Source organism: Enterobacter sp. Sphag1F (assembly GCF_014193275.1).
Taxonomy (GTDB): domain Bacteria; phylum Pseudomonadota; class Gammaproteobacteria; order Enterobacterales; family Enterobacteriaceae; genus Pantoea; species Pantoea symbiotica.
In genome coordinates, this window is record NZ_JACHZD010000005.1 from 137,868 (window position 1) to 161,542 (window position 23,675).

General features: G+C 51.8%; 24 protein-coding genes. 9 read left to right on the forward strand and 15 right to left on the reverse strand.

The genetic code is table 11. The features are described 5' to 3' along the window. Positions 1 to 356 precede the first annotated feature (356 nt). From FHW71_RS16690 to FHW71_RS16700, 3 genes are all read left to right on the forward strand, one after another. On the forward strand, positions 357 to 2,258 hold the full coding sequence (locus FHW71_RS16690) for an acyltransferase family protein (RefSeq protein WP_179452504.1): 1,902 nt from the start codon (positions 357 to 359) through the stop codon (positions 2,256 to 2,258). 261 nt (positions 2,259 to 2,519) lie between these two features. Beyond that, positions 2,520 to 2,732, forward strand: a complete 213-nt coding sequence (cspA, locus tag FHW71_RS16695; RefSeq protein WP_007885867.1) for an RNA chaperone/antiterminator CspA — start codon at positions 2,520 to 2,522, stop codon at positions 2,730 to 2,732. A gap of 191 nt (positions 2,733 to 2,923) precedes the next feature. Further along, the gene (locus FHW71_RS16700) at positions 2,924 to 3,532 is read left to right on the forward strand and encodes a dTMP kinase (protein WP_179452503.1); all 609 of its coding nucleotides are present in this window, start codon (positions 2,924 to 2,926) and stop codon (positions 3,530 to 3,532) included. A 66-nt stretch (positions 3,533 to 3,598) separates the two neighbouring features. Here FHW71_RS16700 and FHW71_RS16705 read toward each other — a convergent pair whose 3' ends face one another. After that, positions 3,599 to 4,501 carry a LysR family transcriptional regulator gene (locus tag FHW71_RS16705; protein ID WP_179452502.1) on the reverse strand — a complete coding sequence of 301 codons (903 nt, stop codon included), beginning with the start codon at positions 4,499 to 4,501 and terminating at the stop codon, positions 3,599 to 3,601. 94 nt (positions 4,502 to 4,595) lie between these two features. Between FHW71_RS16705 and FHW71_RS16710 the strand changes: the two genes are divergently transcribed. The 5 genes from FHW71_RS16710 (at position 4,596) to FHW71_RS16730 (ending at position 8,060) form a co-directional block, all read left to right on the forward strand. Beyond that, the gene (locus tag FHW71_RS16710; RefSeq protein WP_179452501.1) at positions 4,596 to 5,603 is read left to right on the forward strand and encodes an NAD(P)-dependent alcohol dehydrogenase; all 1,008 of its coding nucleotides are present in this window, start codon (positions 4,596 to 4,598) and stop codon (positions 5,601 to 5,603) included. 390 nt (positions 5,604 to 5,993) lie between these two features. Next, positions 5,994 to 6,254 carry a hypothetical protein gene (locus tag FHW71_RS16715; RefSeq protein WP_179452500.1) on the forward strand — a complete coding sequence of 87 codons (261 nt, stop codon included), beginning with the start codon at positions 5,994 to 5,996 and terminating at the stop codon, positions 6,252 to 6,254. A 345-nt stretch (positions 6,255 to 6,599) separates the two neighbouring features. Continuing rightward, the gene (locus FHW71_RS16720) at positions 6,600 to 6,947 is read left to right on the forward strand and encodes a hypothetical protein (protein ID WP_286176302.1); all 348 of its coding nucleotides are present in this window, start codon (positions 6,600 to 6,602) and stop codon (positions 6,945 to 6,947) included. A 334-nt stretch (positions 6,948 to 7,281) separates the two neighbouring features. Then, positions 7,282 to 7,524 carry a regulatory protein YcgZ gene (ycgZ, locus tag FHW71_RS16725; protein ID WP_179452499.1) on the forward strand — a complete coding sequence of 81 codons (243 nt, stop codon included), beginning with the start codon at positions 7,282 to 7,284 and terminating at the stop codon, positions 7,522 to 7,524. 251 nt (positions 7,525 to 7,775) lie between these two features. Further along, entirely contained in the window at positions 7,776 to 8,060 is a 285-nt protein-coding gene (locus FHW71_RS16730; protein ID WP_179452498.1) for a biofilm development regulator YmgB/AriR family protein, read from the forward strand. 115 nt (positions 8,061 to 8,175) lie between these two features. Here the strand turns inward: FHW71_RS16730 and FHW71_RS16735 are convergent, their stop codons facing one another. The 5 genes from FHW71_RS16735 to FHW71_RS16755 form a co-directional block, all read right to left on the reverse strand. Further along, complete coding sequence (locus FHW71_RS16735; protein ID WP_179452497.1) at positions 8,176 to 8,427, reverse strand: biofilm development regulator YmgB/AriR family protein; 252 nt, start codon at positions 8,425 to 8,427, stop codon at positions 8,176 to 8,178. Positions 8,428 to 8,489: 62 nt separating this feature from the next. Next, positions 8,490 to 8,774: a hypothetical protein gene (locus FHW71_RS16740; protein ID WP_179452496.1), complete on the reverse strand. Its 285-nt coding sequence runs from the start codon at positions 8,772 to 8,774 to the stop codon at positions 8,490 to 8,492. 720 nt (positions 8,775 to 9,494) lie between these two features. Next, positions 9,495 to 12,545 carry an efflux RND transporter permease subunit gene (locus tag FHW71_RS16745; protein WP_179452495.1) on the reverse strand — a complete coding sequence of 1,017 codons (3,051 nt, stop codon included), beginning with the start codon at positions 12,543 to 12,545 and terminating at the stop codon, positions 9,495 to 9,497. Next, complete coding sequence (locus FHW71_RS16750; protein ID WP_179452494.1) at positions 12,542 to 13,642, reverse strand: efflux RND transporter periplasmic adaptor subunit; 1,101 nt, start codon at positions 13,640 to 13,642, stop codon at positions 12,542 to 12,544. Before FHW71_RS16750 ends, FHW71_RS16745 begins: the two co-directional genes overlap by 4 nt. A gap of 73 nt (positions 13,643 to 13,715) precedes the next feature. Beyond that, positions 13,716 to 14,330: a TetR/AcrR family transcriptional regulator gene (locus tag FHW71_RS16755; protein ID WP_179452493.1), complete on the reverse strand. Its 615-nt coding sequence runs from the start codon at positions 14,328 to 14,330 to the stop codon at positions 13,716 to 13,718. 388 nt (positions 14,331 to 14,718) lie between these two features. Between FHW71_RS16755 and FHW71_RS16760 the strand changes: the two genes are divergently transcribed. After that, complete coding sequence (locus FHW71_RS16760) at positions 14,719 to 15,630, forward strand: LysR family transcriptional regulator (RefSeq protein WP_179452492.1); 912 nt, start codon at positions 14,719 to 14,721, stop codon at positions 15,628 to 15,630. On the opposite strand, the gene FHW71_RS16765 is transcribed toward FHW71_RS16760, so the two are convergent. From FHW71_RS16765 to FHW71_RS16805, 9 genes are all read right to left on the reverse strand, one after another. After that, positions 15,593 to 16,399 (reverse strand): substrate-binding domain-containing protein, encoded by an 807-nt coding sequence (locus FHW71_RS16765; protein ID WP_179452491.1) that lies wholly within the window; start codon positions 16,397 to 16,399, stop codon positions 15,593 to 15,595. The genes FHW71_RS16760 and FHW71_RS16765 overlap by 38 nt on opposite strands. Positions 16,400 to 16,414: 15 nt before the next feature. Then, a complete protein-coding gene (locus tag FHW71_RS16770; RefSeq protein ID WP_179452490.1) occupies positions 16,415 to 17,710 on the reverse strand; it encodes an MFS transporter in 1,296 nt (431 codons plus the stop codon). 327 nt (positions 17,711 to 18,037) lie between these two features. Then, complete coding sequence (locus FHW71_RS16775) at positions 18,038 to 18,226, reverse strand: YjfB family protein (RefSeq protein WP_008110591.1); 189 nt, start codon at positions 18,224 to 18,226, stop codon at positions 18,038 to 18,040. A 91-nt stretch (positions 18,227 to 18,317) separates the two neighbouring features. After that, entirely contained in the window at positions 18,318 to 19,544 is a 1,227-nt protein-coding gene (gene fucP, locus FHW71_RS16780) for an L-fucose:H+ symporter permease (RefSeq protein ID WP_179452489.1), read from the reverse strand. A gap of 36 nt (positions 19,545 to 19,580) precedes the next feature. Then, positions 19,581 to 19,931: an L-rhamnose mutarotase gene (locus tag FHW71_RS16785; protein ID WP_154182695.1), complete on the reverse strand. Its 351-nt coding sequence runs from the start codon at positions 19,929 to 19,931 to the stop codon at positions 19,581 to 19,583. Beyond that, positions 19,928 to 20,704, reverse strand: coding sequence for an SDR family oxidoreductase (locus tag FHW71_RS16790; protein WP_179452488.1), 777 nt, complete (start codon positions 20,702 to 20,704; stop codon positions 19,928 to 19,930). Before FHW71_RS16790 ends, FHW71_RS16785 begins: the two co-directional genes overlap by 4 nt. Further along, the gene (locus FHW71_RS16795; protein ID WP_179452487.1) at positions 20,682 to 21,536 is read right to left on the reverse strand and encodes an amidohydrolase family protein; all 855 of its coding nucleotides are present in this window, start codon (positions 21,534 to 21,536) and stop codon (positions 20,682 to 20,684) included. Before FHW71_RS16795 ends, FHW71_RS16790 begins: the two co-directional genes overlap by 23 nt. 1 nt (position 21,537) lies before the next feature. Next, positions 21,538 to 22,824 carry an L-fuconate dehydratase gene (locus tag FHW71_RS16800; RefSeq protein WP_061718960.1) on the reverse strand — a complete coding sequence of 429 codons (1,287 nt, stop codon included), beginning with the start codon at positions 22,822 to 22,824 and terminating at the stop codon, positions 21,538 to 21,540. Further along, a complete protein-coding gene (locus FHW71_RS16805) occupies positions 22,824 to 23,669 on the reverse strand; it encodes a fumarylacetoacetate hydrolase family protein (RefSeq protein WP_179452486.1) in 846 nt (281 codons plus the stop codon). Before FHW71_RS16805 ends, FHW71_RS16800 begins: the two co-directional genes overlap by 1 nt. Positions 23,670 to 23,675: the final 6 nt, after the last annotated feature.

Consider the following 23,675-nt stretch of genomic DNA (forward strand, 5'->3'; position numbering starts at 1 on the left):
TCGTAGGGTGCGCATTCATGCGCACCTTCATACATATGCAAATTAATGCTTAACTGAGCGGCCTTACCTTTGGCAACTGCTGAGCCCGTTTTTTACTGCTTCTTTAGAAACAGAAGCGTGCGGCCTATTCTGAATATTAAGTGTGGTTTCTGATTTCAAAAATAAGCTGTTTAAAAAAGAGTATATTGATAAGCCGCTGAAATAGTTATGTCACTTATTCTAAAATAAGATTAATGAGCTAGCAGACAGTTCCATTCTTATGAAACCAACCGAAAGTGATGGCTTTCACATCTGTTGATTCAAATTTTCACAATCCTTACATTGTTTCTTATATTCTTCTGCGTGGATAACGCCTCATGAATTTTCGCACCGACATTAATGGTCTACGCGCCTATGCTGTGATGCTGGTTATCCTTTATCACTTTGGGTTTTCCAGCGTCAGCGGGGGTTTCCTCGGTGTGGATGTGTTCTTTGTCATCTCCGGATATTTAATGACGGGGATTATTCTGACGCGTTTAAATAAGCAGAACTTCTCTTTATTGGGATTTTATGCTGCGCGCTGCCGCCGCATTATCCCGCCGTTGATGGTGCTGTGCCTGATATTAATGCTGGTGGGCTATTTCCTGATGCCGCCGGATGAATATAAGAAAATGGCGGAGCATGCCGTATCCAGCCTGAGCTTTATTTCCAACGTGGTCTATTTCAAGCAAGGCGGCTATTTTGAAACCGGCTCGGTGTATAAATGGTTGCTGCATACCTGGTCATTAAGCGTTGAGTGGCAGTTCTATTTGCTGTTACCGCTGGCGTTGATGTTCACGGCACGTTTCCTGCGCCAGCAGTTTGCCTGGGCGATGGGCATCGCCGCGCTGCTTTCATTTGGGCTGGTGCTGGCAATGGTGGCAACCAATTTCCATCTCACCGCGACTTATTATCTGTTGCCAACCCGTGCGTGGGAGATGCTGGCAGGCGGATTGGTCTATCTGGCACCAAAAACCGCGCTTAGCGGTCAACGCGCGGTTCCGCTGCTGGGCCTTATTGGGCTGATTGTCTGTGCGCTGTGGTTTGATGAAAGCACCGCCTGGCCGGGCATCATGACGCTGATTCCAGTGTTGCTGACCGCGCTGATCATCCATGCCAACGTGCAAAACAGCATCTGGTTTAACAACCGAATTGTGCAGCACATCGGTAAAACCTCGTATTCGATCTATCTGTGGCATTGGCCGCTGTGGGTGTTCTGGCATCTGGCCGATTGGCCCATCACGCTGATTAGCCAGGCGATGCTGATTCTGCTGTCACTCGCCGCAGGTTGGGCTTCATACGTGCTGGTAGAGAACAAACACGGCTGGTTAAGTGGCAGAACCTACGTGACGCTGGGACAAACCGCGCTGGTGCTGCTGTTTGGAGTATTGATCGTGGCAAAAGCAGGATTTCCCTCGCGCGCGCCGCAAGTGGTCACCACCATCAAACAGTATTCACTGGAGCGATTTGTGCGCGGCGAAAACTGCTTTGTGTTCAGTGGCACCACGTCTCCGCAATGCGTTTTCGGCAATGCCAGCCAGGTTAATCTGGTGGTATTAGGCGATAGCCACGCCGCCGCGATGTTGTCTTCGATTGTCGGCAGCGCCAGAGCGGAGGATTCAGTGGTGTTTATCGCGCAGTCCGGATGCCCATCTGTACCGGATATCCATCGCAGTGCCAGCCCTGATTGCGGCGGCTTTGTGAAGAATGCCATCGCGGATATCGAACGGAAATATCCCCATGCGTCGGTGCTGATTATTAACCGCTTATCCTTCTATCTACATGGCGATTATGGCAGCGGCAGCAATACGCCTAAATACTCATTTATCAATGACGGCAGCTCCATCGCCGCCTATCAGCAGCATTTCGGTGCGGCGGTGAAGCAGCTCGCCACGCATCGTCGGGTGTTTATCATGACGCCGGTTCCTGAGTTCGGTTACGACGTGATCTATCGCATGTCGCGCGATGCCATGCGCGGCAAAGCGCTGGCGATTCAGCAGACGCGTGCAGAATATCAATCTCACAATCAGGAGACGCTGGCGATGCTCAACAACATCGCGGCTCAATCGCCAAATGTCGCCCTGCTCGATGCGACCCAGGGATTTTGCGACAACGACTTCTGCTACGGTGCCAAAGATGATGTGCCGCTATATCGCGACGATAATCATCTTTCCGAAGTGGGGAATAAAAATCTGAATGGTGTGTTTGGTGGCATGTGGAAAATGATCGACAGGATTTAGCAGCCGTTCAGCCATCCAGGTCTTTAAACGGTTAAAATAATTAAACTTATTCGTTGCTAAATTATTATCGCTATGTCTTAATGCATCACCGGTTTGGAACACAGACCTTATGAAAGCAGTTTTAGTAAAGCAGTCCTCAGTTCAAGTGTTATCCACAGATATCCTTCTTCGAGAGCCTCCTCCTAAGTGCCCAATAAGTAAATCTTTCACTTCAGGCCAAATTTGCCGCAATTTAGTGGCTCATCAAATAAGGAATTATCTATGTCTAACAAAATGACTGGTTTAGTAAAATGGTTTAACTCTGATAAAGGTTTTGGCTTTATCACTCCAAACGATGGCAGCAAGGATGTTTTCGTCCACTTCTCTGCTATCCAGAGCGACAACTACAAAACTCTTGATGAAGGTCAGCAAGTTTCCTTCACCATTGAAAATGGCGCCAAAGGCCCAGCAGCGGGCAACGTTACTCCGCTGTAAGCCGCGCTCATTATCCGCGACGCTTACAATAGCGATGAAGACAATAGTCTGAGCAGATAAGAACCGCTGATAATAAAAGAAACCCGCTTAGTGCGGGTTTTTTGTTGTCGAAAATTTAAATCAGAAGGAAATAACATGCTCATACCAGATTTGATTTTTACACTTAGGGTAGATCAACCGTCATTTCAATTATGAGTCGTCCGTTGTTTGTTTCACTGGATGGGCCTAAGGGCGTCGGTAAAACCACACTGTTGGAAGCCATTACGAAAGAACTCAGGGCCGAAAACATCAAAGTGATCCGACTTAGCGAGAAAAAAAGCGATCCCTTCAGAAAAGAAACAATGGCCCTTGTGAACCGGCTCGCCAGAAATCCATCCCGGGATTTAGAGTTGGAAGTTTGTCAGCGCTTTGCTGATAGCCGTGCGTGGATTTCCCAGCATGTGCTGACTAAACAGCCACCGGACAGCATAATTTTGATGGATCGCTGGTACCCGTCGGAAGCCGCGTTTCGCCAGATGGTTCCCTTTGCAGAGATTTTACAGCTCAACATTGAACGAAACGTGCAAGCGCCGGACCTGCATGTTGGGGTTGTTACTGCGCCTGAGATTTCATGGGCAAGGGCCGCGGCCAGAACGCGTGGGTTAAGTAGTACGGTGATTCATCAGTTGGAAGAACATGTTGCTTGTACCCAGGCATTCGAGCGAGCCGTTGCAGAACACGGCTGGGTTTTATGCCGTAATGAAGGAAAAATCGAACAGGCAACGAAGCAGGTTGTTACTGAGATTTACAGATTGCCTTGATGCCCTTTAGGCATCAGTTCTGCTGGATCCCGCCAGTAATTACAGCAATCTCTTGGTGGGAACGAACTACCAGCGTGGAACAGCAAACCACTCAACCAGCCACTCCGTTAACGCGCTAATCTTCGCTGACTGCAACTGGCTGGAAGGTTTCATCAACCAGACGCCGTCTTCCCCTATCGCCTGCCAATCCGTTAGCACCGGCACTAACGTGCCTTCTGCCAGTTCTTTTTGCACCAGCCAGTTGGCAGCCAGCGCTACGCCCATGCCAGATTGAGCGGCCAGTATCAACGCATCCATCTCATCACTTTCATAACGCGTTTGCACTGGCACCGCTATCTGCTGGCCCTCTTTTTCCAATCGCCACTCAGGCCAACTGTGCATCGGTGTGAATCCCAGACAATCGTGCTTACGCAGGTCCTGTGGATGCGTGAGCGCTGGATGGTGATCCAGATATGACGGCGCAACGCACAATATGCGGCTGGTATCCGCCAGCTTTCGCGCAATAAGCCGGCTATCCGTGAGAACACCAATGCGGATCGCCATATCGAAATTGTCACCGAGTAAATCGACGTAACGATCGCTGCAGTGCAGCACAATGCGAATATCCGGATAAGCCTTTAAAAAGCCCGGCAGCGCCTGGGCGACCCAGCGCCGCCCAAAAGATGCTGGCACCGTTAAGCGAATCGTCCCCGCCGGACGTGCTGCCAAAGCGCGGGCTTCCTCTTCCGCTTCACGCAGCAGTTCGTCTGCCAGTTCAATTTTTTGTCGATAGCGCCGGCCCTCTTCCGTCGGTCGAATGCGACGCGTAGTGCGTTCAATCAGGCGAATCCCTAACCGTTTCTCTAACGCAGCGATACGACGGGAAATTACCGAGACATCGCGTCCCAACACACGGGCACCCGCGCTAAAACTGCCCGCACGCACTACCGCCAAAAAGGCTTCGCGCTGGCGAAAATCGTCATCTTGCATTATTGCACCCTACGCAACGGTCATTTGGTTTTGGCATCCATTATAGCGCCTGTTTTACCGCACACTGACTGCACTTAGTAAACAGGAGAATGTTATGCAAGCTATTCAGTTAACTGCCCCTTCTATCGACAGCCTAAATATCTGCGAATTACCGTGCCCACAACCTAACTATGGTGAGGTGGTGATTCGGCAACATGCCGTCAGCCTAAACTACCTTGATTTGGCACTGGCTACAGGTAAGTTCGGCGCCATTGCACAGCCGCTTATTCCGGGTGCAGACAGCGCTGGAAAGATTGTCGAGTTGGGTGCGGGCGTGAGCAGTTGGCAAATCGGCGATCGCGTGGTGCCAGGCATGATGTATAACTGGCATGCTGGTGCGTTACGCTCCGAGCACCATCACGCATTGCGCGGCGTTACGGCTAATGGCGGGCTGGCGGAATATGCCGCTGTCCCCGCCGAGTCGCTGGTGCGTATCCCTGACTTTCTTAGCTGGCAGCAGGCAGCCACGTTACCTATCGCCGCCACGACGGCCTGGAACGCCATCGTACGCACTAAAATTCAGCCCGGCAGCACGGTTTTGCTGCTCGGCACCGGAGGCGTGAGTCTGTTTGCGCTGCAATACGCCAAAGCAGCGGGCGCACGAGTAATAATCCTTTCCTCTTCCAACGAGAAACTGGCCAGAGTGAAAGCTCTTGGCGCGGATGAAGGGATTAACTATCGCGAACAGCCCGATTGGGATCGACAGGTGCTCAAGTTAACGAATAATCATGGCGCAGATCTGGTGCTGGAATCGGTGGGCGCCTCGACCTTTGCCAAATCAATTAATGCCGCCGCCTACAACGGAACACTATTTGTGATTGGCTTTATTGGCGGTGAAGAGCTTAACGTGCCGGTGCTGCCGATTATGCAGAAAATGTTGAATATCGTGGGTAATAATACCGGCTCGACGTCCGAGCTGCGCGCGGCAGTCCGGGCGATTGAGACCAGCGAGATCCAACCAGAAATTGACCGTGTTTTTGCCTTTGCTGACACTCAGGAAGCGTATCGTTACCTGCAATCCGCCGGGCATGTCGGGAAAGTGGTGATTGATTTGGGTAATTAGTGCTAAGCATTTAGATAGCACTTAAATTTCAAAAGTGCGGCAGCAAGCCGCTCAAATAATTCCATTAGCTTTCATACTAATATTCCTGATCTCGGACCGCTCTTCGATTAATAGTAATATCTCTTTTCATGACTCATTATCAATATCTGACATGATTAATAACAATATACGTTACCAACTTAAGACCATCACTAACAAAAGTCACTTTGGTCCTAACTTTTATATAATGAAACCAGTCGCCAGCGCCTAATAACCAGAGTTTATAGTAACCATGAAAAATAGATTAAGTACTATATTTCATGACTTTTAGGAATTAACCTTAAGCAAAATCCTTCATGGCACCTACAGTTGAAATTGAGGTTGTCATAAACGTGAAATGGAGGATGTAATATGTCTTTTCAACACGACGGGAAAGGCTACGTCATTATTGGCGAAGCGGCACTAAGCATTGCCTTTGGACAGAGAGCTGTGAGCGTTCATTCGCTGATTGACGAACTGGAATATATGGCAAATGCAGGCGGCAGCAATGCAAGATTATCTGATATTTCTGAAGCCACAAATTGGTTGAAGAGTTTTGAAGAGCCCGATCGCGCTGTGCGAAATGTGCCTTACCTGCAGACGCTTGCAGGCTTGAACGACGAAACGATCTGACGCCTAAGGACGTAGTCCGGCTCTGGCCGGAAGACGACAACGAGGATGACCTCAACGGTCGCGTCTAAACGTGTACCGGCCGGAGAAAATGTCAGGGACGACACTCTCCACACTATTAATCAACGCCCTTTTATTTGGCAATATTCATTTCCCATTCTGGTTCACATATCAAAATCTTCATTAATTTAGGCATGCGCTTTCTTGAAATCGATTTCATTTAGATTATCTACAATTTGAGACTTTTCTTTATAACTAAGCAATGTGTTTACATTTATCTTTATTTAAGATAATTATCAGACAGTTGGGTAGCTACTCTCACATTTTCTACTTGATAATTAGAAGTCTTTGGTCGATCTCGAAGACCTTAATCCATTTTTTTACTACACTAATATCATCGGTAACCAAAATATTGGAGGAAACGCAGTGTTATTTCATGATGAAGAACAAGGCCACATCATTATTGGCGAGGCAGTGATTAATCTTGCTGTGAGTCACAAAGAAATCAACATTAATTCTCTCATTATTGAACTGGGCACCATGGCGGAAGGCGATGCTAGCGATAGCAGGCTGGCACAGATAGCCGACGCCAGACGTTGGCTGAAAGCATATGCAGAAACGTCGCCTCGAAATCGCGAAGAGCTACGCTGGCTTTCGGCATCCAGCCACTTGGGCCTTACTCGGAGAGAGAGCTAATCAGTCGCTACCGCTGATTCTGTTGAAGGATGCGCCTAAGGGCGCTCCGCAGTTTGTTGATAACTGACTGAATGTAGCGCATCCCCTTCTTTAATGATGTTACCTACCAGTAAATCGTCCTCCTATTTGCTATATCCATTCTCCTGTGTTCTGAACTATCAAAGCCCAATCGTTTGTTTCGAAATAAAAAATAACCATCTGAATAAAATCAGTAAGCATCTTTCGCTAAAAATGAAAGCTGTACAAGTTAGTAAAACCTGTACAATTTTGAAAATATTGTCTAACTTTAAGTTCAGACTGAATCAACTATATAGCAATCTACTATGAGGTTCGCATGCGTCAGAGTGTCTCAAAATTCCCCGATACGGCCAGCGATATTGCACATTATTTCAGCAAGGCGACCGCTCCAACTCAGCAAGAAACGCTGGGGCAAATTGTTGTCGAAATCCTGCGTGCTGGCAAAAATCTTAATCGTAAGGCTATCTGTACTAAGCTGTTAAGACGTCTTGAGGTCGCTGCCACGTTGGAGGAAGAGCGCCACTATCAGACCTTGATTGGAATGCTTTTTGATCGCTAAATTGTATGTGTTATGGGGTGACTTTGACATGAACATGCCGAACGCATTTTGGATTAAAACCAACCATTGGCTGGTTACATCCATTTAAGACGTGCCATTAAAAAAATATGCGCTAAATTTAGTTCTGGATGTGTTTTGCCTAGGTGATTGGCACAGAAATTTTGAGCCCGGCCTTGCCAGGATCTAAAGCGAAATAGCTTAAAAAATCCTTTAAACGTAGCCGCAGAGATATCTGCTAACAAGGAGAGAAAATGCAACAAAGCACACAGCAAACGTCCCGCGAAATAGACATTAATTACCATCTCCAGAAAGCAGGTGATAAACATTCTGCGGAGACGGCCCTGATTGATTCTGCCGTACAAAAGTTAATGAGCCAGGGTAAGAGTGTCACCAATAGCGCGCTCATTTTGCACCTCATCTCGGAAATTGAAAATACTACTGATCCTCGGCAACTTGACGCGTTACTTAACGCGTTGAAAGTTGTGGTGGGCTTTACACCCGATGAGGAAGAACGTTGGGCATATTTCTATTGGTGAGTGAAGGTTCAGGGAATTGAGGATTCAATAATTTCAATATGGATGAATAGGTCAGGAACGCGGGGAATAAATACAGCACTCCCCGCTGAAAGGCGGATAGGATAGAGAGTCTTTATTAGTCGTCTTCATTAGGCGTATGGCCCACAACAATTTCAAGGCAGTTGCGCAGGACATCGAGTTGCTCGATGTCGGTGGCACTCTCCAGCTCCGCTATCAGGCTCATAATAATAGCCTTATTCGTCACACGTCCTCTCTCTGCGATCAAAGATTTCACGATGATACCAATGACTTCTTTTTCCTGTGCATACTGGTCACCAGTGCTTTGTAAATAAGTTTGAAAGTCTAACTCGATTGTATTCTGCTGCATAAAATGTCCTTAATAGGTTACGCATTTTTGTCTCTTCCACGCCCATAAGCCCTGTACTAGCGTTAATGTCGAGTCGAGTCGTCATTACCAAATTTGCCTATTTCGAAATTCGCCATTTGATCCCTGTCTCCGGCCTTAAGTGATTCACTTTTTGCGATTTCACCCTTCACGTCCTGTATAGCGAGTTTTATGGCGTGCACACGTTCTTCATCCTCTTCAGCTTCAAGCATGAACTGAAGCTTAGAAAGGAGCGCTCGTCGCGAAATTCCCACTTTTTCGTGCAGCAAAGCTAATACTGCCTCGCCGATGAGCAGGTCACACAGCTTTTCTTCACCGTGATTTTTCATATCAACCTTTACTGCTGATAGGAAAGTGAGGCGCGACTGAAATACTCAGCATTAACGATTACTGAATAGGATGTACCCAGGTTCTGTTGCAAAGAAACCTCACGTGTTCATAATTCAATCAACTCATCATGATACTAAAGTTATACAAGGATCCAAAGTTTGTACAGCTTTATTGGCGTGAATTTATGAATAATTATTATGAGATAGGCTAATTAAATAAAACGGGTTTTATGGCAGGAAAAAATGACCTCTGAAAGTGGAAATCCTTAACGCTTTCAGAGGCGATGCAAAGCATCATTCGTTACGTGCGGAGAGTACCGCTGGGTCAATTTATAGGAGAATAAAAAAAATGCACGGGTTATATTTTTTAATTTTTTACCCATTACAATCATTTAAATTACATCTTTATAAAAATGAAACCGCTTCGGTTATTTATGAAATTGATCACTTAAAAACTAATTTAATTAGCGTTTCGGGAAGTACCATTGAATCATAGATATTTTAGTAAAATAAGATTGTCAGCTGAGGAATACCACTTGTTGTACCGACGCTTTCATTTTATGCGTGGACCCGACTTGCAACAGTAAAATACAGCGACTACTCTTTTTTCGCTTCCTACTTTGTACGAAGTTGCACACAGCACGCTCAGCGTGCGAGAGCCTTTCCCCTTGTTCATTTTTCCTACCCCGCTCCGGGCGGGGCTTTTTTTACAGTCATACCCTACCTGATACGGAACCAGATAGCATACATCGCCGGTAAAAACACCAGCGTCATGATGGTGCCACCCAACGTCCCACCAATGAGTGTGTAAGCCAGCGTGCCCCAGAACACAGAGTGCGTGAGGGGAATAAATGCCAGAATCGCTGCTAGCGCTGTCAGGAGAACTGGCCGGGCACGCTGCACCGTTGCCTCGACGATAGCAGTGAAGGGATCGTGGCCTTCCCGCTGATTCTGATGTATTTGTCCAATCAGAATCAGCGTGTTGCGCATAAGAATTCCTGACAGCGCGATCAGCCCGACCAGCGCATTGATGCCAAAGGGCTGCTGGAACAGCAGCAGCATGGGCACAACACCAACCAGCCCCAGCGGTGCGGTCAAAAATACCATGATCATGGCTGCCATTGACCGCACCTGCAGGATGATGATTAACAGCGTCAGGGCAATCATGATCGGGAACAACGGTAGCATCGCTTTGGTCGCTTTACCCGACTCCTCAATCGAGCCCGCCTGTTCAATGCGGTATCCTGGCGGCAGTGATGCGATTAGTGGCTGGAGTTCCCGGCTCAACGCGGCAGAGACATCCGGTGGCTGCAATCCGTCGGCAATATCCCCGCGCACTGTTATCGTTGGCGTCCTATCGCGGCGGCGCAGCAGCGGATCTTCCATGCGGATTTCGGTTTCACCAAGTTGCGATAGCGGAATACGCTGCCCATCGGCCCCGGCCAGCGTCAGAGCGTCAAGACGCGCAGGATCGAGGCGCACGTCTCCCGCTGCCCGGCCGGTCACTTCCACTGAGCGGATATCTTCACGAATCGCCGTAATAGGTGCACCGCTCAGCAGGAACTGCAGCTGGCGAGCCGCATCAGCAGGCGTCAGCCCCATGGCCTGCAGTCGATCCTGATCCAGCCTGAAATGCATTACCGGCACACGTGAACCCCAGTCGGTGTTGACGGTACGCATCATCGGGCTGGTCTGCATCAGCACTTTCACCTTCGCGGCCAGCTGACGCAGCACGTCTGAATCGGGCCCCATCACCCGATAAGCGACCGGATAAGGCGAATAGGGACCGAAAACCAGCTGCGTGACGCGCACCTGCGCTTCTGGCGCGAGCCCATCTGCCGCTGCTTCTCGCAGACGCTGTTTTAGCGCATCGCGGTCGTGCTCGCCGTTGGTCAGTACCACGATTTTGGCAAATGAGGGATCCGGCAGCTCCGGGGCCATCGCCAGATAGAAACGCGGTGCGCCCTGCCCGATATAGGCGGTTACCGTGCGGGTTTCTTTTTGCTTTTTCAGCCAGAGCTCAATCCGCGCCGTAATCTGGCTGGTCTGCTCGATAGAGGTACCGTAAGGCATTTGTACTTCAACCAGCACCTCGGGACGATCGGACGTTGGGAAGAACTGTTTTTTGACCAGCCCCATACCCACGATGGCCAGCACAAAGCAGCCAATCACCGCGCCTGCTACCCACCATTTATGCGCGATGGCTTTTGTCAGTAGCCATCTGAAGCGATTGTAGTGGCGAGTGTTGTAGATTGCCGCATGGCCACCCGCCACCGGCTTGATATCCGGCAGCATTTTCACGCCAAGATAAGGCGTAAACAGCACGGCAACCACCCACGAGGCAATCAGGGCAATCCCCACGATCCAGAACATATTGCTGGTGTATTCACCTGCGGTGGACTGTGCGAAGCCGTTGGGCATGAAGCCAATCGCGGTAACCAGCGTGCCGGCGAGCATCGGCGCGGCCGTATGGCTCCAGGCGTAAGCCGATGCTTTGATGCGGTCATAGCCCTCTTCCATCTTCACCACCATCATCTCTATCGCAATGATGGCGTCATCAACCAGTAAGCCCAGTGCGAGGATGAGTGAACCCAGCGTGATGCGGTCAAAGTTTTTTCCCGTGGCGGCCATCACCACAAACACCACGGCAAGCGTCAGCGGAACCGCAGCAGCCACCACGATACCCACGCGCCAGCCCATGCTCACAAAGCACACCACCATCACCACCAGCAGTGCCACGAAGAACTTGATCATGAACTCATCGACAGCCGAACTTATGTTAACCGCCTGATCGGAAACATTGGTCAGTGTCATGCCCAGCGGCATGTCGCTATTTATATTACTGACTTCTTTTTCCAGCGCCTTACCCAGATCAAGACCGTTCCAGCCTTCCCTCATCACCACGCTCAGCATCAGCGCAGGTTCGCCCTCGTTACGGATGAGGAAATCGGGTGGATCGACATAGCCACGTTCTACCTTCGCCACGTCGACAAGCCGCAGCGTGTGATTACCGGAGACGATCGGCGTATTGCGGATTTTTTCGAGCGTATCCAGCGCGCCGTCAAGACGGATAAACACCTCAGGCCCACGTGTTTGAATCGAGCCGGCAGGTGCCAGGGCATTCTGCCCGTTTAGGGCGTTAAATATCTGTTCCGGCGTAATGCCTAACGTAGCGAGGCGATCGCTGGAAAAGGAGACATAAATACGTTCTGCCTGTTCACCTGTAATGGTCACTTTTTTTACGCCCGCAACGTGCAGCAACTGCTGACGGAGTTTTTCGGCATCGCGGACCAGATATCGCTGCGGTTCACCCTTTGCTTTCAATGCATAAAGGGCAAAAACCACATCCGAGAATTCATCGTTCACCATCGGCCCGATCACACCCGCCGGCAGGTTGCGGGCCTCATCGCTTATTTTTTTGCGCGCCTGGTAAAACTGATCCTGCACTTCAGATGGCGGCGTGCTGTCCTGCAGGGAAAGCATGGTGTAGGCCATTCCGGGACGAGTAAAGGTCTCAGTACGATCATACCACTTCAGTTCCTGCAGCCGTTTCTCCAGCGGCTCGGCAACCTGATCCTGCATCTCCTGCGCGGTGGCGCCGGGCCAGGCGGTGATTACCGTCAGTTGCTTAACGGTAAACGGGGGATCTTCCGCGCGTCCCAATCCGAGGAAGGCCACTACGCCTGCGACCGTAATGAGAATGATCAGGAACAGAGTAATCGATCGTTCTCGCACCGCTAAAGCCGATAGATTTAAGCGGTTGCGACTCATGGCGTGGCTCCTTGCGACCCAGGCATTGCAGTGCGCACGACTTCGCCTTCATGCAGCAGATGCGCGCCTAGCGCAGCCACCTGTTCCCCGCTCTGCAGCTGACCCGACACGCGCGCACTGTCGTCGCTGATGCCGAGTAGCGTCACGGCACGCCAGCTGACTTTGGCGGGCTTACCTTCCACCAGCCAGACGCCAGCACCGCGTCCCGCATCCCACACCGCACTGAGCGGTACTGACCATGATTCTTGCGCCGCCGCAGATTCCGGAATACGCAGGGTAACGGTTGAACCCAGCGGAGCACCGGCGGCGGGACCGCTCAGCACATAGCGTGCTTCGTAGGTACGGGTTGCCGCATCAGCCGAGTCAGATAATTCACGTAGACATGCGTCGTTCTCGATCCCACTGCCGTAGAGGATCGCCGTAGCGGATGATCCGACCTGCGGTCGCAACGTCTCCGGCAGACTGACCATCGCTTCACGCTGACCGGCGCGGGCGAGGCGTACCACAGTCTGGCCGGCGCTAACCACCTGGCCGGGATCGGCCAGCGTATCCACCACCACGCCATCTGCATCAGCGCTCAGCACGGCATATTGCGAGGCATTTAACGCCACGCGTGCCTGCGCCTGCGCCGCACTCAGTTCGGCACGCGCGGCATCTGCGGCAGCGCGAATTTGACTATAAGACGATGCAGAGACCGCGCCAGAACCCACCAATCCGCGATAACGTTTCTCATCATCACCGGTCTGGCGCGCCCGTGCCTGAGCAGCGTTTACCGCTGCCTCTGCTGCACGGACCTGCAACGCGAGATCGGCGGGATCAAGCCTCATCAGCACTTGGCCGCGTTTTACGCTTTGCCCCTTATCGATTAGCCGCTCAAGCACCTTGCCCGACACGCGAAAACCCAGGTCGCTCTGAAAACGTGCTGCCACGATGCCGGTAAAAACGCGCGATTGCCCCGCAGCAGGCTCGACTTTAGCCGTTCTGATGAGTGGCGGCCGCGAGCGCGGATCGTCAGCGGCTGATGAAGGTTCGCCGCAGCCAGTCAGAATGACCGGCAGCAGACAGACGACTGACAACAACGGAAGATGCCGGAGCATGGGTTACCTTACTCAAGAAAAGTATGAGAACGCCATTCTCTGACTAGTGACTAATTATGTCAATGGTCACAAATCACGGGGCGAGACTTCTAAGCACCAATGCAGCTAATTGATTTGCATCTTCTCCGGCAGTATCAAGTGAGATTTGCAGCTGTAATGGATCGGCAAGAGGTCTGAGTACCAGATATACGGCCATCGCGGTTTCATCAAGCGGTGTTTTCCGCTCAAATTCCCCCGCCGTGCGTCCTTCAAGCAAAATGGCGAGCACCATTTCACGCAATGCAGCTTCATATTGCATAGCAGCAGGCCAGTGCTCACGTGATGAGGCGGCGGCAATGTCATACAGTCGACGCTCGTGGAAGAACAGTTCACAGCCCGCCACAGCAAGCGTCTGAAACAATTGCCTTATTTTTTCCGTAGCCGAAGGCGATTTCTCCAGCGCAGCGTTTAGCCGTTCAGTAATATCTGCAAGGCAACTGGCGCAGATGACTTCACCAATTTCCTGCTTAGAACCGAAAAACTTATAAATATAGGCTTTGGAGAAGCCTATGGATCGTGCGAGGTCGGATACGGTGGTTTTCTCGAAGCCATAATGGCTAAAGTATTCCATTGCAGCAGCCACAATCTGATCGCGGATGGTGTGATCCGATGGCCCACGGATGGCGGCGGCATTTCTTTTCTCTGTCATATTTCAACTTTGCTCGGTGAGCTAATGTAAATGATGAGTGACCAGTTATTATTTTGGTCACAAATTTACATTGCTTCAAGGCCTGATTTATTTCATGACAACTTAGCGGAATCCAGGGATAAATCGCTTTCTTTGGATTCTGGCCCGGCATCACGGCTTTGACTGGTGCACACCGCGTTTAGCCTGCTTTCGGATAGATTATTGCACTTAGGAAAGCTGACTCATTTCATTCTTTTTTGAATGTTTACCGAGCTTAGCATCATCATCGGCTTATTTGCGGCGTGTTTCTGACAGCGCAATACGTGGTTACAGTAGGTTGCCGTTATCGATTATGTGGCTATCATTTCTCCTTTGAATCATTGCTGGCTCTAAAGGACTGACTGCTGCTATGCCTGTAAACTTTGACCTCAACGATCTTTATGCCTTCCGTGCGCTGGTTGAATACAGCAATTTTCGGCTTGCGGCAGAGTCCATCTGCCTTTCTCAGTCAGCATTAAGCCGCAGAATTGAAAAGCTGGAATCGGCGTTAGGTATCAAGTTATTCGACAGAACAACCCGGCGTGTCACGCTAACACTTTATGGTCAGACTTTTGCTGAACGCTCAGATCAGCTACTGGCGAATGTTGAAATGGTTTTAGCGGATATCAATAAGGTCAGTCAGGATCGGGTGGGACTGGTCACGGTTGCTACGGTGCCCTCGGCAGCCTACTATTTCATGCCCGGTGTCATCCGCCGTTTTCAGACACGCTATCCACGGGTACGCGTGAAAATTATTGATAGCAGCGCAGGTAATGTCATTGAAGCGGTAGCCAGTGGTCAGGCAGACTTCGGCATCTGTTTTGCAAGAGATCTGCAAGCCAATATCGAATTTCTACCCTTAACTGGCGATGTCTACGTGGCGGCCTGCAGGCATGATCATCCACTAGCCAATAAAAAAAACCTGACCTGGCGAGAGTTTTATCAGCAGGATTATATTGAGCTGGATAAGACCTCAGGGAATCGCAATCTGCTAGATAAGCTGCTGGAACACATCATTCCTGAGCGCCCCAGTATCTGCGAAACCCGTCATGTGACCACCATGCTGGGTATGGTTGAAGCGGGTATCGGCATTGCTGCCGTGCCCGCTATGTCGATGCCGATGTCAGAGCATTCAGTGTTAACGCAGGTTGCACTGACTGAGCCGGTGGTAAAGCGTACGGTTGGCCTGATCAGGCGCAGTGGCCGTATGCAGTCCTATGTTGCAGCTGAGTTAGAGAAGTTGATTACTGAACAGTATCATGTTGTTTTACCTGCAGTTTAGCCGTCACAGACCGCAACCCGGTGGCGCGAAGGGTATTTTGCGCCTCTGCTGAAGAGAGGAAACTCAGTAACGCTTTGCCCTCCTGCCCGTTTTTTGCTTTGGCGGTCACCGCACCGGCAAAACGGGTAACGTATTGCACATCTTCTGGCAGTTCACCAATGAAGGTGACGCCCGGCACAGGCAGCAATTCACTCACTTGCTGGAAACCGATAGCATAGTGGCCTTTAGCCACTTCGGACGCGACCGGAATGCGCTCTATCATATGCGCTTTTGATTCCACCTTGTCTTCAATGCCCAGTTTTTTAAATAGATGACTGCTGACATAACGGCCGCTGGCACTGTCAGAATAAGCAATTGATTTGGCTTGCAAGAGAGTATTGCGTAGACCTGCATCCGTTTTGATAGTCGGTTTTGGCTCACCTTGTTTGACGACCATACCAATTGAAGAGTCGGCTAACTCCACGCGCGAACCCGGCTGAAGCCAATTATCCTTTTCCAGGTTGTTTAACGCATCACCCACCATAATCACCACATCCGCATTCTCACCGCGCGCCAGGCGCGCCGGAATCGCCTGAGGCGTCTTCCCCATTGAGGGACCGGATATCAAAATAATCTTGTTGCCGCTTTTGGCTTCAAATTGTGGGGCCAGTTTTTCCAGCGCCGCTTTGAATCCACCCGAAATCATGACGGTGACGTCTTTGGCAGCCACTGAAAAACTAAAGGAAATAAGCAACAGCGTGAAGACAATCGAACGATGTATTTTTTGCATGATGTCATTCCTGAGCTAACCAGCGGTTTGAAGTGATAACGCGCTGCGACGGTATAAATAAAAGGTTGCGAGCAGTGCACACACGGCAGCAAAGCTCATCCAGTAGCCGGGCGAGGCCTTATCGCCGGTGTACTCAATCAATGCGGTTGAAATAACCGGCGTAAATCCACCAAAAATAGCGGTTGCCAGACTGTAGGCCAGAGAGAACCCCGCAACCCGCACTTCCACCGGCATAATCTCTGTTAACGCTGGGATCATGGCGCCGTTGTAAAGTCCGTAAAGCAAGGACAGCCATAACAGCACTGTCAGCATCATGGAAAAGCTGGGCGCTTCAGCAAGCAGGCTTAGCGCCGGATAGGCAGTGATCAGAGCCAGCACTGCCATGGTCACCAGAACGGACTTGCGGCCAAAACGGTCTGACAGAGCCCCCCCAACCGGTAGCCAGATAAAGTTTGATATCGCAACCAATAGAGTCACGAGCAGGCTGTCAGAAGCGCTCAGCATCAACACCTTTTTACCAAAAGTGGGGGCATATACGGTGATCAGATAAAACGCAGTGGTGGTCATGGCGACCATCAACATACCGGCGACAACAACCTGCCAGTTTGCTAACAGCGTTTTAAACACGTCACGCATCGCCAGATGACTGCGGCGGGCGGTGAACTCTTCGGTCTCTTCAAGTTTACGGCGCAGAACAAAGATGAAAGGAACTATCAAACAGCCAAACAGGAAAGGCAGACGCCATCCCCACTCGCGCAGGGTGCTCTCTTCCATGACCGCATTCAGTGCGAAGCCCATGGCCGCTGCAACCATAATGGCCACTTGCTGGCTGCCAGATTGCCAGCTGGTATAAAAGCCCTTACGGCCTGGTGTGGCAATTTCGGCCAGATAAACGGATACGCCGCCTAACTCTGCACCTGCGGAGAAGCCTTGTAATAAACGACCACACAGCACTAATAATGGTGCCCAGAGCCCAATCGTTTGATAAGACGGAATCAGAACAATCAGGAAGGTCCCCGCCGCCATGATCGACAAGGTAACAATGAGCCCTTTACGTCTGCCAACTTTATCAATGTAAGCGCCCAGTACGATTGCACCGACCGGACGCATTAAAAACCCCGCGCCAAACACCGCGAAGGTCATCATCAGCGAGGCAAATTCACTGCTGGCCGGAAAAAAAGTATGGGCGATGTAAGTGGCATAGAATCCGAACAGAAAGAAATCGAATTGTTCCAGAAAATTACCAGAAGTCACCCGTAGTATCGCGCTGCATCGGGTTCGAGTGGTCATGGGTAGGTTAGAGGAATGCATGTTTATCTCCAGTTTGTCATTGGCGCTTTTACAGCGCCTGCTGCTGCAGACTGGATGAGCAAATCAAACTATATAAGCGCAATAAACTCATGAGTTGATGCGTTTGATGCATTAATTAAAGCTAGAAATTTCATTAACAAGCTGTAACGGGGTATTAACAGCATCTCCTTTCATCACTTTGTTCAATGAAGCTTAAAAACGTTATATCGATTTTGTGACAAGGTTCATAACGAGCGCGGGGTAAAAAAATAGAGCGGTGGGCAATGAGGAATTATGGGTGGAGCGATGCCAGATCGACATCACTCCGTATAACCGTTAATGCTGATTTCAGGCAGTAGTATTAATATTGCGCCCAATTGCCGGATTTGCCGGCAACTGAGGAATTGAATCCAGAATACCTGCCGCCATCGTTTGCTGATTATCCAACGTCTTCTTCAATACCAGCGTGCTGATTTTATTCGCCAGTTCCATGTTATCAAGGCCGGTAGCCAGTGATGTAATTTGTGATACATCCATCTTGCTCTCCTGATTAATACGATTATTGATTACCTAAAAAGCCAGAAACAGTTATCGGCAGTTTGGCGAAAAGCTTTATATGCGGCATCCCTCACGAATGCTTGCGCTGCCTCAACGCATAGGCCAGCACCACCACAAAGCACAGCAGCGGCAAGCTGTACGCCACGGCGGTACTGACGTGGTCAGAGATCAGCCCCATGAAATAGGGCATGATCGCGCCGCCGACAATCGCCATGATCATAAATGAGCTGGCCTGTTTGGTTGATTCGCCGAGATTTTTAACGCCCATGGCAAAGATGGTTGGGAACATGGTGGACATAAAGAAGAAGATGGCGATCAACGCAACCACAGAAACATCCCCCACGCCCAGCATCACAACCGCACACAACACTATATTGATGAGCGCGTAAGCCGCCAGCATCGCTGCCGGTTTCACTCGTCCCAATAGCCAGGTTGAGAAGAAACGTCCGAGCATAAAGCAGATCATCGCAACCGAAAGCATATATGCCGCGCTTTGGTTGGTGACGCCGTGCCAGTGCTCGGTAGCGTAGTTAATAAAGAAGGCGCCAACGCCAACCTGCGCGGCAACATAGAAGAACTGCGCGATCACGCCGCCGACAAAATGTTTTTGCTGCCATAAAGTCGCGCCAGGCTGCTGAATATGTTGGCTGGCGGATTCACGAATATCGGGCAACGCGGTGCGTTTAAATAGCAGCGCGATGGCAATAACTACGCATGCAATTACTACATAGGTGATTTTTACGCTGTCCTGCGCCGCATCCTGGCTGGCTTGAGTAAAGAACAGCGAGCCGCCAATCATCGGTCCAACAAACTGTCCTAACCCGTTAAAGGATTGCGCCAGATTGAGACGACGTTCCGCCCCGTTAGGATCGCCCAGCACCGTGGCATATGGGTTAGCGGCAGTTTCAAGGCAGCCCAGTCCGCACGCCAGCACGAACAACGCAAACAGGAATACCGAGAAATCATTGACCATCGCCGCCGGCACAAACAGCAGCGCGCCAATCGCATACAACGATAATCCCGCCAATATTCCGGCTTTATAACCGTGACGCTGCATAAAATAACCGGCCGGCAGCGCGACAATAAAATAGGCACCGAAATAAGCCGCCTGTAATAATCCCGATTGTGCTTTGGTGACGTTTAACGTTTCCTGAAAGTGTTTATTCAGCACATCCAGCAGGCCGTATGACACGCCCCACATAAAAAACAGGGTGGTAATTAGCATGAACGCCCAGCGCAGGCTAATAGTTCCCCTGACGCCCATATTTTCAGGCGTCTCGACGCGTTGTGTAGACATGGTTATATCCTCGTAGGGTACAGTCGGTAAGTGTTGTTATTGGTCCTGCAAAGAGAATATTCGCGCCATCGCCACCCATTTTTCCCCTTCGGGCGTCCAGGGCGTTGGCTGTTGGAACTGCCACATCAGCGCTTCCCAGCGCTGAATATGCGGATCCTGCTCAGATGCCTGAGCAAAATCCTGCGTGTTAAAGCGATCGTTCACCTCCATCAGCATAAAAAGTCGGGTGCCAAGCCGGTAAATCTCCATATTTTCGATGCCGTGCTGGCGCAAATGCTGCGCCACTTCCGGCCAGATGCGCTGATGCAGGCGCTGGTATTCGGCGATCTTTTCCGCCTCGTCCACCAGATCCAGCGCCAGACAATAACGCCCGGTTGCGCCACTCATAACAGCGCCCGATCGAGATGCAGATAGCCGCCATCGACGCTTAGCCACTCGCCGGTGGTGTGCGAAGCGCGAGACGACAGCAAAAACACCACCGTGTTAGCGATCTCTTGCGGCGTGGTCATGCGTTGGCCGAGCGGAATACGCTGGGTGATTTTCTCCAGTTCGCTTTGCGGATCGGCAAAGGTACCGATCCAGCGTTCATACAGCGGCGTCATCACTTCGGCGGGAACCACGGCGTTGACCCGCACGCCGCTGTGTCGCAGTGATACCGCCCACTCGCGCGTCAGTGAAAGAATCGCCCCTTTCGCCGCGCAGTAACCGCTGGTACCACCTTGCCCGCTCAGCGCGGTTTTGGACGCAATATTGACGATCGATCCACGGCTGTTTTCCAGCGCTTGCTGGCAGAAATGCGTCATCTGGTAATAGTGGATGAGGTTCTTTTCCAGCGAGGAGACAAACGCGCTGCGTCCCGCTTCCAGCCCAACGCCATCATTGACGCCAGCGTTATTCACCAAACCGTCGATGCGTCCAAACTGCTGCTGCACGGCTTCCACCGCTTGCTGGCAGTTCTGCTCATCACAGAGATCGGCGAGCAGCACTTCAGTTTGTGGCTGCAATTCGCGCAGCGCGGCCAGCCACATCTCTTCGGGCTGTGCGTTGCTGACGATGACGGGAATCGCGCCCTCTTCCGCCAGCAGGCGTGAGATGGCGGCACCAATGCCCGATCCGCCGCCAGTGACGATAATCACTTTATCCTGCAAAAACAGATTCATTCTTCTCTCCTGTCAGGCTGTAAACCTGCGCGGCCGTGTTGCCCCAAATAGCGGCCTGTTCATCGGCGGACAGCTCCGCTAACGCGTCGTCAATCAGCTGCGCCACGGCGTGATATTCCGCTGCCAGCAGGCAAACTGGCCAGTCTGAACCAAACATCAGGCGATGTGGACCAAAACGCGCCAGCGCCTCATCAATAAAGGGCCGCAGCTGCGCGCTGCTCCACTGGCCGTGCGGCGCTTCGGTGACCAGTCCGGACAATTTGCACACCACGTGCGGCATCGCGGCCAGTTCTGCAACCTGCTCGCCCCACGCCTTAGCGCCGCGCGCAATATCTGGTTTTCCCAGGTGATCGAGCACCAGCCAGTGGCGATCGTGCTGCGCGGCAAAGTGGGTGGCATCGGCCAGATGTCGCCAGGTCACCAGCATTTCCCACACGTAATCGCGCCGCTGAATCTGAATGATGCCGGTTGTCACGCGCGGTTGCTGCAACCATGCGGCGGGATCCTGTTCATCCTGCACCTGATGACGAAAACCGCGCAGCAACGGATGTTGCAATGCCGTCAACTGCTCCACCAGATTTGTAGCGGTGACGTCGATCCAGCCAACCACCTGCGTTGCCGGTTGCTGCTGCGCCCACTGCAACAGTTGCTGCGTCTCTGCCACGCACTGCCGCGCCTGCACCGCAATCGAACCCTGCAACTCACAATGCGCCAGCAGCGGCGCAAGATCGTCCGGCAGATAATCCTGTTGCAGCCGCGCCATGGAATCCGTGATCCACGGAAAGTCCGCCGCGTCGTAGCGCCAGAAGTGCTGATGAGCGTCGATTCGCACGTCAGCCTCCCTGCGCGCGATAGCGGTATTGCTCACGCGAAGCGGGATACATTTCGATTGAGAAGCCAGGCGCAGTCGGCGGCATATAAGCCGCGCCGCGGATCTCGCACGGATAGAGGAAATGTTCGTGCAGATGATCGACGTACTCGATGACCCGACCTTCATGGCTGCCGGCAATACAAACAAAGTCGATCATCGACAGATGCTGAACGTATTCGCACAGGCCAACGCCGCCCGCATGCGGACACACCGGCAGCTGGTATTTCGCTGCCATCAGCATCACCGCCAGCACTTCATTCACGCCGCCGAGACGACAGGCATCAATCTGCACCACATCAATCGCCTCGCGCATAATCAGCTGTTTAAAGATGATGCGGTTCTGGCACATTTCGCCGGTTGCCACTTTTACCGGCGCGACGCCCTGACGAATTTTGCGATGTCCTTCGATATCGTCTGGGCTGGTGGGTTCTTCGATAAACCACGGACGCGCGAACGCCAGCTGTTGCACCCAATCCACCGCGTCATTCACTTCCCAAACCTGGTTAGCATCGATCATCAGCTGACGATCCGGCCCGAGCACTTCGCGCGCAATGCGCACGCGGCGAATATCATCTTCGAGGTCGCGTCCGACTTTCAGCTTGATGTGGGAGAACCCGGCATCGACCGCCTGCTGGCACAGACGGCGCAGTTTCTCGTCGTCATAACCAAGCCAGCCTGCCGACGTGGTGTAGCAAGGATATCCGTGCTGCTCGAGCTGGCGGATGCGCTCCGCTTTGCCTGCCTGCTGCGCCGTCAGCAAAGCCAGTGCTTCGTCTGGCGTGATGCAGTCGGTGAGATAACGGAAATCGATGCAGCGTACCAGTTCCTGCGGCGACATATCGGCCACCAGCCGCCACAGCGGCTTCTCTTCTGATTTCGCCCACAGATCCCATACCGCGTTGACCACCGCGCCGGTCGCCAGATGAATTGCACCTTTGTCCGGTCCGATCCAGCGTAGCTGGCTGTCGCTGGTGATATCGCGCCAGAATTGCCCCATATCGGCGACGATCGACTCCAGTTGACGGCCGACGATCAAGTGCTCAAGCGCACGTATTGCGGCACAGCAAATTTCATTGCCGCGCCCGATGGTAAAGGTCAAACCGTGACCGCTGATCGCCGCGTTATCCGTCTCGATAATGACGTAAGCGGCGGAATAATCCGGGTCAGGATTCATCGCATCCGAACCGTCGAGATGCTGGGAAGTGGGAAAACGGATATCTTCCACGCGCAGTGCAGTAAGTTTGGTCATTATTCGCTGCCCTCGGTGATTTGACGCTGCTCGCCCAGCCCGGCGATGCCCAATCGGATAACCTGCCCTGCACGCAAGTAGACCGGCGGTTTCTGTCCCATGCCGACGCCCGGCGGTGTGCCGGTGGAGATGATGTCGCCTGGCTGCAAACTCATAAAACGGCTGAGGTAGCTGATGATGTGCGCGACCGAAAAAATCATGGTGCGGGTGTTACCGTTTTGATAGCGCTTGCCGTCAACCTCCAGCCACAGATCGAGCTGCTGCGGATCGGCAATCTCATCGGCGGTCACCAGCCAGGGGCCGATCGGGCCAAAGGTGTCGCAGCCTTTGCCTTTATCCCAGGTGCCGCCGCGTTCGATCTGATATTCACGCTCTGAGACGTCGTTAACTACGCAATAGCCCGCGACATGCGACAGCGCATCCTCTTCGGCGATGTAGCTGCCGCCTTTGCCAATCACCACGCCCAGTTCCACTTCCCAGTCGGTTTTCACCGAGCCGCGCGGAATGCGCACCGCGTCATTTGGCCCGACTACCGCGCTGGTCCATTTGCCAAACACCACAGGCTCCAGCGGGATGTCGGCGCCGGTTTCGGCGGCGTGATCGGCATAGTTCAGGCCGATGCAGATGAATTTGCCAATCTGTCCGACGCAGGCACCAATGCGCGGCTGGCCGCTGATTTTCGGCAGTTCGCTAAGCGGCAACTGGCGCAATCTGTCCAGCGCGGAGGGCAGCAGCGCATCGCCCGCCAAATCATCGATAAAGTGCGACAAGTCGCGCAATTCGCCCTGCTCATCCAGCATTGCCGGACGCTCTTTGCCCGGTTCGCCGACGCGTAATAATTTCATTCTTCC